General features: G+C 66.6%; 5 protein-coding genes. All 5 read left to right on the forward strand.

Annotated elements, in window-relative coordinates; all coding sequences use genetic code 11:
* Window positions 1-151 precede the first annotated feature (151 nt).
* Window positions 152-1,117 (forward strand): TauD/TfdA dioxygenase family protein, encoded by a 966-nt coding sequence (locus tag OHB12_RS11995; protein WP_327118969.1) that lies wholly within the window; start codon window positions 152-154, stop codon window positions 1,115-1,117.
* A complete protein-coding gene (locus OHB12_RS12000) occupies window positions 1,114-1,779 on the forward strand; it encodes a DUF6875 domain-containing protein (protein ID WP_327118970.1) in 666 nt (221 codons plus the stop codon). The genes OHB12_RS11995 and OHB12_RS12000 overlap by 4 nt, the downstream gene beginning before the upstream one ends.
* Before the next feature lies 1 nt (window position 1,780).
* Window positions 1,781-8,803 carry a non-ribosomal peptide synthetase gene (locus tag OHB12_RS12005; RefSeq protein ID WP_327118971.1) on the forward strand — a complete coding sequence of 2,341 codons (7,023 nt, stop codon included), beginning with the start codon at window positions 1,781-1,783 and terminating at the stop codon, window positions 8,801-8,803.
* 3 nt (window positions 8,804-8,806) lie between these two features.
* The gene (gene asnB / locus OHB12_RS12010) at window positions 8,807-10,612 is read left to right on the forward strand and encodes an asparagine synthase (glutamine-hydrolyzing) (RefSeq protein WP_327118972.1); all 1,806 of its coding nucleotides are present in this window, start codon (window positions 8,807-8,809) and stop codon (window positions 10,610-10,612) included.
* A gap of 152 nt (window positions 10,613-10,764) precedes the next feature.
* Window positions 10,765-12,270, forward strand: a complete 1,506-nt coding sequence (guaB, locus tag OHB12_RS12015) for an IMP dehydrogenase (RefSeq protein WP_327118973.1) — start codon at window positions 10,765-10,767, stop codon at window positions 12,268-12,270.
* The last annotated feature ends 19 nt before the right edge of the window (window positions 12,271-12,289 follow it).

Consider the following 12,289-nt stretch of genomic DNA (forward strand, 5'->3'; position numbering starts at 1 on the left):
GGCGGTGTGATGCGCGTGACTTTAGTCCAGGACGGCGACCGATCGCACCAAGTGCACCGGATTGCACCAAATACACCACTGTTGGCTGCGGTGGGGTTCGCGGTGTTCTCGAAGTGCTTGGTCGCAGTCGGTCGAACACGGAGGACTTCCCATGAGCCAGAACATCTATCAGCGCATCAGCGTGACCCGGGTGGCCGGTCACATCGGTGCCGACATCGACGGTGTCGATTTGTCGGTTCCCCTCGACCCCGACACCGTCGCCGAAATCCGCGATGCGCTGCTGGCACACAAGGTGGTGTTCTTCCACGGTCAGAAGATCGGCCACGCCGAGCATGTCGCATTCGGGCGGAATTTCGGCGAGCTGACTCTTCGCCCGCGCCCGCAGAGCGGCGGTGATCTCGACGAGTTCCCGGAGATCTGCGCCATTTCCCCGACCATCGATATCGCGCGATACGGCCGCGACATCGAAGCTCACTATCGGAGCCGGTGGGTGTCGGCGATCGGTGGATGGCACACCGATATGACACACGCCGTCAACCCGCCGATGGCCTCGATCCTTCGCGCGGAGACCGCACCGGCGTTCGGCGGCGATACGCAGTGGACGAACTTGGTCGCGGCGTATGAGGGGCTGTCGGCGCCGTTGCGGCGGTTCGTCGATGATCTGCGTGCCGAGCACACCTTCTGGGCGGGCTATCAGATGTCGGAGCACGACGAGCTGGATCGCTCGATCATGGAGATGGTGAACGCGAAGGCGATGGTCGCGGTTCACCCGGTCGTTCGTGTACATCCCGAGTCCGACGAGAAGGCGCTGTTCGTATCCCCGTCGCGGACCAGCCACATCCTCGGCATGAGCCGTGTCGAGAGCCGTCGGCTGCTGGATCTGCTGTACGAGCAGATCACCCGGCCCGAGTACACCGTGCGGTTGCGGTGGGAGCCGGGTGCGGTCGCGTTCTGGGACAACCGCTCGACAGCACATATCGCCGCGGCTGACGTGAACGCCGCTGACGGGTCACGAATTCTGCACCGAGTCACCATCGTCGGCGACATTCCCGTGGGGCCTGACGGGTTTTCCTCCTACGCGGTGGCTGGTCGCCCGTTCGGGAGCGCTGACCGATGAGCCTCACCGACAACTTCCCGTTTCTTCCCGGCTCGCTCACCGATATCGCGAACGCGTACAAGCTCTTCGAGCGATTCCCTCAGTACCAGTCCGTGCTCGGATGGGTCGGGGACTTCGTCCTCACACCGGATTCGCGGCTGCGCCGCCCCGGAGCGGTGTGCCCCCGACTGGCGGTGGCGATCGACCAGAACCTGGTCCGGCTCGTCGCGGTCCGCACGACCCGGCCGACGGTGGACGAGGCGCTCGACACCGTCCCTGCCCTGGCAGACCTGTACGTCGAGCTGTTCGATGAGGCCGAGTCGTTCCGACGTGGGGCGCTGCTGGCTGTCTACACGGATATCGACCCGGACGGTGCGGCGGAGTTCATCGACGGCGGCCATGCGCGATTACGACCGGATTTCGTGCGGCGCGGATTGATGCTCGGCGAGTTCCACCAGTCCAGTTCGGTTGGCAGCGTGCACAATCCAGCGTTTCCGGTGATGCAGTCGCCGGTGCCGATGTTCGCGGTCCGAGCGCTGAGCGCCCACGACATCCTGTTTCTGGATCGGCCCGGAGAGCAGCGTGAGGAACTGCTGGGCTACTACCTCGAGCATGTCGGCGACCGAGCCCCCGCGCCCGTCATCGGCCGGGTCCAGCGGACCCTCGCAGCGATGGGACGATGACATGGACATCTCGCTCGACACAACGTCGAATCTGGGAACCGCCTTCACCGCCGCGGTGGCGCGCAACAGCGACCGGATCGCGGTCCAGTCCGGCTCCGACATGTGGACGTACCGCAAACTCGCGGGACTGACCGACGCGGTGGCGCAAGGGTTGACCGCGCTGGCTGGCCCGGACCGCGATGCGGGAATGGTTGCGGTGCTGCTGGATCGGTCGGTAGAGTTCGTCGCGATGCTGATCGGCACGGTGAGCGCGGGCATGACCTACGTGCCGATCGACCCGGCCACACCGCCGGACTACATCGCCGATCTGCTCGATCAAGTGCGGCCATTGGTGGTCGTCACCAGCGAGGATCGAATCCCACAATCCCTTGCAGGGTCGCCACGGTGGGTGACGGTTGCGCAGCTCACCGCTGAGGCCCGCGCGGATGCGCAATTGCTCGAGCCGAGTCATGAGGATCCGGCCTATGTGATCTTCACGTCTGGATCGACGGGTAAGCCTAAAGGAGTTGTGCTCGCGCACCATTCGATGCTCAATTCCACTCAGGCGCGGCTGCTGGCGTACGGCAGACCGGAACGGATTCCGTTGCTGCATTCGCCGGGGTTCGATGTCGCGTCCGGGGTGGTGTTCTATGCGCTGCTGGGTGGCGGCACGCTGATCGTCAACCCGATGCCGTTGGCTGATGTCGCGAGCACGGTGGAGCTGGTACGACGAGAGCAGATCACGCATCTGGTGTACGCGGCGTCGCTGTATCCGCCTTTCCTGGAACGGATTGCAGCCGATCCGCCGCAGTCGCTGACGACGGTGATGATCGGCAGCGAACGGTGGAGCGAGGTGCTCATCGAACGGCACGCCCAGCTGCTGCCAGACGCGTCGCTGTACAACGAGTACGGCCCGACCGAAGCGTGCGTGTTCTCCAGCTACGCGCTGGTGTATTGCGGCACGTCAGGACAGCGGTTCGCCTTGACCATCGGCGCGCCGCTTATCAACACCGGCTATGTCCTGCTCGATGAGACCGGCACGGTAATCGACAGCGCGGCGGGCGCGACCGGGGAGCTCGCCATCACCGGCCCGAACGTGGCGATCGGCTACCTCGCCCAGCCCGAACTCACCGCCGACCGGTTCCTCGAGTTGCCCGACGGCGAATCGGCCTACCGCACCGGCGATCTCGTCGAAGCCACCACCGACGGCCAGTTCATGTTCCTCGGCCGGGCTGATCGCCAACTCAAAATCGGTGGCAACCGGGTCGAGCCCGGCCACGTCGAGACCGCGCTGATGACCCACCCCGGCGTGGAGCAGGCCCATGTGAGCGTGCGCGAGGACCTGGGCACGGACGCAACGCTGGTGGGATACCTGGTAACCGTTGGCGATGTGGTCGTCACCGCGGACCAGGCGCAGGCACACTTGGCGGCCCGGCTGCCGCAGTACATGAGTCCCACCGCGTGGATGACCGTGGCGTCGTTGCCGCGCACCGCGAACGGCAAGATCGACGAACGCCACCTTCCTCGGCCGACAGCGCCTGTTCGGTCTAGCGCGATAGCGGCCGACGAAGTCGAGGCGGTCCTGGTCGAGATACTGGCCGAAGTGACCGACGTTGAGGAGATCGCGGTCGATACGGATCTACTCGGGCTCGGGCTCGCGTCGCTGTCGCACGTTCGGTTCTCGGCGGCGATCAGCAACCGCTTCGATATCGAGATCCCGATGGGCGTGCTGTTCGCCGCGTCCGACGTGCGCGAGATCGCCGAGTACGTGCGTGGCGCGGACCAGACCGGTAGGCCGGCGCTGGTGGTAACCGAGCGCGAGGGTGACACCGCCCCGCTCAGTGCCCAGCAGCGCCAGATCTGGATCCTGCATCACCTGGCGCCGTCGGTGCTGGCTTACACCACCCAGTGCACCCTCGACCTGACCGGCGAACTGGACGCCGAAGCGCTCGAAACAGCCCTGACCGGCATCGTCGCCCGCCACGAGATCCTGCGCACCACCTTCCACGACAGCCCGCATGGCCCAGTCCAACGCGTCCATTCCCCGTGGCGGGTCCACGTCGAGCATGTGGATCTGTCCGCGCGCGACGGGCACGATCAGCGCCGCGCCCTGGCCGAGCACAAGCGCGCGGCGATGAGCCGGGGATTCGATATTGCAGCACTGCCGTTGGTGCGCTGGTATCTGTACCGGCTCTCGCCGAAGCGGTGGCAGTTGTTCCAGGTCGAACACCACTTCGTCCACGATGGTTGGTCGGCGACGCTGCTGCTGGGCGAGATCCGCGACGCCTACGACGCGGCGCGGCATGCCCGACCCATCCCCCGCCCGGTCTTGCCGGTGCAGTACCGCGACTATGCCCACTGGTACGGGCGGTGGCGCGGAACCGAGCACTATCGCCGCCAGCAGCAGTACTGGATGAGCACGCTGCAGGGTTGTTCACCGATCGGTGTCGGCTTCGAACCGGATCGGCCCCGCCCACCTGTGCAGACCTTCGACGGAGGTTGTGTCCGGTTGGGCATCATCCCAGATGTCGTGTCGGTGATCGATGCGACGTGTGCCCGTCATGGGGTGACGCGGTTCGCGGTGTTCTTGTCCGCGTTCGCGCTGCTGGTGTGGCGGCACACGCACGAGCCGGACATGGTGATCGGCTCAGCACTGTCCAACCGCCGCCAAGCCGAGACTGCGAGCCTGCTGGGCATGTTCGTCAACGCGCTGCCGCTGCGGCTGCGGGTCGAGGACTCCGCCACGGTCGGTTCGGTCGTGCACGGCGTCATGAAGGTGCTGCTCGGCGCGCAGGACCATCAAGAATTCCCGCTGGTCGACCTGGTCGAGGCCCTGAACTTGCCTCGCGATCCCGCACGCAATGCGCTGTTCGGGTTGATGTTCGCCTTCCACGACAGTCCGCGCCCGCAGTTCGATCTCGAGGGCTTGCACGGTGAGCTGCGTATCGACCACAACGGGTCGGCGAAGAACGATGTCAATGTCGTGTGCGTGCCGGAACTGGTTGCGACGCCAGATGGTTCGCGCCGCGTGGGAATCGACATCCTGTGGGAGTACAACAGCGCGCTGTTCGACCCCGCGACCGCCCAGGAACACGCCGCCCAGTTCGCCCACATCGTCGCCTCGATCACCGACTACTGGGACACCCCGATCGAAGGCCTCGATCTGCTCGGGCCGACGATGACTCGCCGAATCTTCAGCGCCGGGACCGGTCCGGACTCGGCGCCTACGTTCCCCACGATCACCGATGGCGTCGACCACGCCATTGCCCAGGCCCCGGATGCGGTCGCACTGACCCACCGATCGCGCCAGGTCACCTACCGTGAACTCGACGAACTAGTGGCACGGTTCGAAAGCGTGCTCGACCAAGTCGGGCTCGGCGCGGGCGCGACCGTCGCGGTCGCCTACCCCAGGTCGGTGGAACTGGTCGCCGCGTGGCTGGCGGTGCTGCGCCGCGGCGCGGCCTATGTCACCGTCGATCCCACGCAACCGTGGATGCGGCTGTTGACGCTGGTCCACGACAGTTCGTCCGCCGCGGTGCTGTGCGCATCCGACGCGGTCGCCGCGTTTCGCGGTTGCCGAGTGCCGATCATCTGCCCCGAGCAGGCCGTCGCCGCGCCGATGCGGCCGCCGCTGGCGGTGATTCAACCCGGTGCGCCGGCGTATCTGACCTACACCTCGGGGTCGACGGGAACACCGAAGGCGGTCGTGGCCACCCACGCCAATGCGGTCGCTGCTATCCATGCGCGCACCGTCGAATTCGGATGGACCCCGCCACGAACCTTGGTGACGCTGCCGGTGATATTCGACGTCGCCGCGTCGATGGTGATGTGGACGCTGTGGCTCAGGGGCACCGTAGTCTTCCCCGACATCGAAGGCGGCGAACAGGATCCCGATGCGCTGCGCTCGCTGATCGATGCGCACGAGGTCACGCACCTGAACTTCGTGTCCACCTTCTACAAGGTCTTCCTCGACAGCATCGAAAACCCCGGGGCGACTTCGCTTCAGGCGGTCGCGGTCGGCGGTGAGCCGTGCACGAGCGAGCTGGTGCGCCGCCACGCCGAGGTGTTGCCCGAGGTGGCGCTGTACAACGAGTACGGGCCGACCGAAGCGACGGTGTGGTGCTCAGTGGCGCGCGTGCACCCACCGACACGGCCGACCGGCGCGCAGCGGGTCACGATAGGCCGACCGACCGCGAACAGTGCGCTGTTCGTGTTGGATCCGCGCGGACAGTTGTCGCCGATCGGTGCGCGGGGCGAGCTGGTCATCGCAGGCGCGGGGGTGTCGGCGGGCTACCTCGGGCGACCGGAGCTGACCTGCCGCCGTTTCGGGCCGCTCGCGATCGGCCCCCGGGCCGCCGAACGCGTGTACCGGACCGGTGACGCCGCCCGTATGCTCCCCGGTGGGGAATTCGAGATCCTCGGCCGCCTCGACGACCAGATCAAAATCCGCGGGTTCCGGATCGAGGCCGGCGAGGTGACCCACTGTCTTACCGCGCATTCGGCGGTGAAGTCGGCGTTCGTGGCGCTCGAAGAGGTGACGGGGACCCCGCAGTTAGCGGCATTCGTGTCCGCACCTGGCCACGACCACACCCTGGCCACGGCGCTGCGCCGTTGGCTGTGCGATCGGCTGCCCGCCTACATGGTGCCGTCGCTGTACGCGATCGTCGACGAGCTGCCGCGCACCCGCACCGGCAAGATCGACCGCAACCGGATGCCGACCCCGACCGGCCCGCACGCCGCGACCGAGAAGCCTGAACAGCACTCCGATTCGGCACAGCATCTCCTGCTGCACCTGTGGCGAAGCCTGCTGGGCCGCCAGGACATCACCGTCGACGACGACTTCTTCACACTCGGAGGCGATTCGCTGCTGGCGATCAGAGCGGTAACGATGGCCCGCTCGCACGGACTGGACCTGTCAGTCCCCGCCGTCATCCGCACACGCACCATCCGCGCACTCACCGAAACCCTCGCCACCACCCCGGCGGCGGCGGATCGACAGCGGCGGCCCGGCGGGTCGGTGCTCGCACTCTCGGGGATCCAAGGATGGTTCTTCGCACAGCAGTTCGCCGACCCGGACCATTTCCACCAGGTCCGCGTCTTTCAGCTCGACCCACATGCTCATGACCGCGATCTGGTCGCCGCGATCGAATCGACCGTGGCACGACACGACGCCTTCCGCACCGTGTTCGAGCAGATCGACGGTCAGTGGCAGGCGCGGCTGCTACACGCCGCACCAGTCCCGGCCATCACCGGCGTGACTCTCACTGCGGCACATGATGATTCGGCCATCCGCCAGCATTTGAACGCGATGACCGCGGGCCTGTCGATCAGCGAGGACCGGTTGTGGCGCATCGACTTGTGCACCGACCCCGGCTCGGGGCGACGATGGCTTTGCCTGGCACTGCACCACCTCATCGTCGACGCCGTCTCCTGGGACGTCCTGACCCGCGACATCGAAACCAGCCACCACCGGCACTCCGTTGGAGATGTCACGGTCCCAGACCGTCCCGTTGCTGGCATGCCGGAGCGATTCGCGCTGCAACCCGACGCCACCGAGTACACGCACTGGCAGGCGCTGGCGAATACCCCAAGACCGAGCATCACCATCAGCGCCGCCGACCGGACACCGTTCGGCGCTCTGCACCGCACCGAACGCACCTTGTCGCCGCTAGCGCGGCGGCTCCTGGTTCGTGAACTGCCGCTGATGCGAGGACCAGGCGCGCGAGCTGTACTGCTGGCCGCGCTCGCACGCGGGCTGACTCGCACACTCGGACAACACCTCTGCGTGCTGCTCGAAGGCCACGGCCGCGACTGCCTGCCCGGCGCGGAGGAGATCGTCGGCTGGCTGACCGCGCTGTATCCGGTATCCCTGCCGGTCGGTGAGGATGCCGAGCTCATCGACGCCGCTGACGAAGTCGAGCGCCGCCTGGGAGAGGTTCCCGCCCACGGCACTCACTACGGCATCGCCCGCTACCTCGAGCCGGCCTCTGCGCTGGGCACCCTCATAGCCGAGATCGCCGAACCCGAGATCACCTTCAACTACCTCGGCCAGCGCACCGCGCCGCTGCCCACCGACGTCCTCACCCCGCTGCCTGTCGCAACCGGGTTCGCGATCGGACCGGCCAACGTCCTACCGACACCGCTGGATATCACCGTGGTCGACACCGGGCAGACAATGGTCGCACGATGCGCCCTCGATCCGGCACGGATCGACATCGCGGCCGCCGAGGCCGCGCTGAACGTGATGGTCGAGGCGATCGAGGAGACCGCTGCCACGGTGCCCCTCGGTGGCAGCTCGGGCTCCCCGAACCATTTCCTGGTACACCCCGTCGACGGCACCATCACCTGGGCGCAGCCGCTGGCATCGCAGCTGGGCACCCCGTGGCGGTGGATCGGGCTTCCCCAATCCGAGCCGAACCCTGACACCAGCGTGGCTGGACTCGCCGCGGAGTACTGCGCACGGATCCGCCGCATCCAGCGCCACGGCCCGTACACGATCACCGGATGGTCATTCGGCGCCGCAGTCGCCTATGAGATGGCGCGACAACTCGAGGACGCCGGCGACCGCGTGACCACCGTGACGCTGATCGACCCGCCGACGACCTCGACGGACCGAGCCGACGACAGGGCATCCCTCGTCGACCAACTCCACCAGCTCATGCCCTGGATCCCGATGACCGCCGCCGCCTCCAGTGTCGAGGCCACAGCCGACCTTCCTGAGCCCGAACGAATTCGGGCGCTAGTGCAGCAGCTGACAGATGCGAACCTTGGCGCCGATGAACTGTCGCTGATCGAGCGGCAGGTCGGTGTTCTGCTCGCCAACCGCCGAGCGCTGGCGGCCTGGCACCCCGCCGACCAGGTCGACGCCCTCACCGTGGTCGTCCCCCAGAACACGAACGCCAACGAGCTGGTGGACATCGGGAGGTGGCGTCAACACAGCCGCACCCAGGTACGTCTGGAAGTGGTTCCCGGCGATCACTTCTCGATGCTGTCGGGCGAGGGCCTGGCTGTACTGCGCGATGTCCTCGACGATCGGGGCCAGTGAGGTATGTACAGCGGATGCGGCATCGCGGGAACTCTGATTCACCACCGCGCACCCGGACCGGTCCCCGATCACACCGACGTGGGACGGATGACCGCCGCGCTCACCCACCGTGGCCCCGACGCCGAAGGGATCTGGGGCCAGGACGCCGTCGTGCTCGGGCACCGCCGGCTCAGCATCGTGGGCCTGGGCGAGGCCGGCGCTCAGCCGATGACCCGAGCACATCTGACCATCACCTACAACGGCGAGCTCTACAACTTCCAGGAGCTGCGGCGAGAACTCGCCGCAGAGTTCGTGTTCGGCTCCGGCACCGACACCGAGGTGGTGCTACGAGCCTGGCAAAAATGGGGGACCGCGGCCCTGCAGCGACTCCGCGGCATGTTCGCCTTCGCCATCTGGGACCGGCGGGCCCAGCGCCTGACGCTCGTGCGCGACCGGCTCGGCATCAAACCCCTGTACTTCCACCAAGGCCCCGCCGCATTCGCGTTCGCCTCCGAAGCCCAAGCGCTGCTGCACTGCTCGGGCGTTCCCCGCCGGCCTGACCTCGACACGATCAATCACCGGCTGCTGTGCTCGTCCACCCTCGAGGTCGATCCCTGGCGCACCGCACTCGCCGAAGTCCGCTCAGTCCCGCCCGCGACCTACTTGGTCGTCGCCGCCGATGGCACAACCAGCGCCACCACCTACTGGGCACTGCCTCAAACCGACGCGCATGCACAGGGATCGGTCGCCGAACTCGAAGAGCTGCTGTCCGACAGCGTGCAGAGGATGCAGGCGGCCGACGTTGCGGTCTCCACGTTCCTCAGCGGCGGACTGGATTCCTCAGCGATCACCGCGCTCGCGGCACGTCACGGCCCGCTCACCGCGGTCACCATTGCCTACGACGCAAGCGAACCCGCCTGCGCCGCGGTATCGGACCTCAACGACGACGAGTGGTTCAGCCGCCTGCTGATCGAGCACCTCCACGCCGATATCGACCACCGCATCCATGTGCGGCCCAACACGATCACCCTCGCCGACATCGACGCGGTTTGTGACCTCGCCGCCGTCAACGACGACGTTCGCCTGGTCAGCATCCTGGCCAACTACCGTGTCGTGCGTGATCTCGGCTTGCGCGTCGTGCTCAACGGTCAAGGCGCCGATGAGACCATGGCTGGCTACGTCGGCCAACCGAACTTCGTCGCCGACATCCTCGATGTCAGAGCACCTGGCATGGACTTGGTCCACCGCCTGCCCGCCTCACGTCAAGCACCCGGGCTCTCCGCCGACATTCTGAGTGAACGTCGCGCCGCGCACACCGCAGTGCTGGAGGTCCTGCACAGCCAGCCGGGAACAGCCCTCGAACGCGTACACCGCCTCCTGGTTGGCACCCAAGTTCCCCGAATCGTGCAGTTCGAAGACTTCCTCGCCATGCGTATGTCCGTCGAGGCCCGGTTCCCCTTCCTCGATCATCCGCTCGTCGAATGGTGCTTCGCGACACCGTTCGAGCGCCATATCCATCCGGCGGCCCGCCGCGGCAAGGTGATGCTGCGCGCGGGCATGTGGCGGATCATTCCCGACACCGTGGTGTCACGGCCCAAAGCGGTCTTCCCCTACCCGGCGAAAGATGCGTTGCACCGCGGCCTGGTGGCGCTGGCCCGCCAGTACGAGCGATTCTTGCGCGCAGACCCGCTCGTGGACGCGTTCTTTGCCATGCCAGCCGACAGCGACCTCTCGACGTGGTCGGTGAACCAGCTATGGCTCGTCTTGGCGATGTGGCGGTGGCACGACCGACTCAATTCCCCGACACACCGTGAGATTCAGCTCGTATGAATCACCTTCTGGCCCTGAGTATTTCATTGACGCAAAGTGTGTCTCCCGCTTCCGAGATTTTCGGATTCACCCATGGTCGCCACTATCGCGGCGATTGCTACACTCCCACCACCGTTCCGCTCGAACCCCCTGCTGAGGAGCTGGTCACCCCCATGAATACCCCCGTTGAGGTAGCACTGTCCGGCCTGCCGATCGGGCTGACATTCGACGATGTGCTGCTGGTGCCGGCGGCCTCGGATGTGATCCCGAGTGGGGTCGACACCACGACCCGGGTATCACGCAACGTCACTCTGAGCGTGCCGATCGTCTCGGCGGCAATGGACACCGTCACCGAGGCCCGCATGGCTATCGCCATGGCCCGCCACGGCGGTCTCGGCGTCCTGCACCGCAACCTGCCCGTGCAGGAGCAGGCCGGACAGGTCGAGATCGTGAAGCGCTCCGAGTCGGGAATGGTCTCCGATCCCGTCACCTGTACACCGGATGCGACGCTGCAGGACGTCGACGACCTGTGCGCGCGGTTCCGGATCTCGGGCGTGCCCGTGGTCGATGAGACCGGACGGCTCGTCGGGATCATCACCAACCGCGATATGCGGTTCGAACGCAACATGTCGCGGCCCGTCGCCGAAGTCATGACCACGGAGCGGCTGGTCACCGCCGGAGTCGGAGTGACACCGGACGAAGCCCTGGACATCATGCGTGCCAACAAGGTCGAGAAGCTCCCGATCGTCGACGCAGCAGGAAAATTAGCCGGGCTGCGCACGGTCAAGGACTTCGTGAAGTCCGAGAACTATCCACTCGCGGTGCGTGATGGCCAAGGACGTCTGCTCGTCGGAGCGGCGATCGGCGTCGGCGAGGACGGCTACAACCGCGCCATGGCACTGGCGGACGCCTCCATCGACGTGATCATGGTCGACACCGCGCACGGCCACCATCGCGACGTCCTCGATATGGTCGCCCGGATCAAGAAAGACCTCGGCGACAGAGTCGACGTTGTCGGCGGCAACGTCGCCACCCGCGCCGGAGCCCAAGCGCTCGTCGACGCCGGTGCCGATGGCGTCAAGGTGGGTGTCGGGCCAGGTTCGATCTGCACCACCCGTGTGGTGGCCGGTGTCGGAGTTCCACAGATCACCGCTATCGCCGAGGCATACGCCGCCTGCGGCCCGGCCGGCGTACCCGTCATCGCCGACGGCGGCATCCAGTACTCCGGCGACATCACCAAAGCGATTGCGTCAGGGGCCAGTTCGGTCATGCTGGGCAGTCTGCTCGCAGGCACTACCGAGTCGACCGGCGACATCGTCCTGGTCGGCAGCAAGCAGTACAAGGTGTATCGGGGAATGGGTTCACTCGCCGCAATGCGCGGCCGCGGTGAAGGCAAGTCCTACTCGAAGGACCGCTACTTCCAGGACGACGTGCTCTCAGAGGAACGGCTCGTCCCCCAAGGTATCGAGGGCCGCACACCCTTCCGAGGCCCGCTCGAGGATGTCCTACACCAGCTCGTGGGCGGCCTGCGCGCCGGGATGGGGTTTGCAGGCACAACCACGATCCCTGAGTTGCAGCATGCGCAGCTGATGCGAATCACGGCAGCCGGCATGCGTGAGAGTCACCCGCACGACGTCGCCATCACCACCGACGCCCCCAACTACGCATCGAAGCCGTAATCGGCGATCTTGCCCCCGC

This window comes from Nocardia sp. NBC_01730, assembly GCF_035920445.1.
Lineage (GTDB): Bacteria > Actinomycetota > Actinomycetes > Mycobacteriales > Mycobacteriaceae > Nocardia.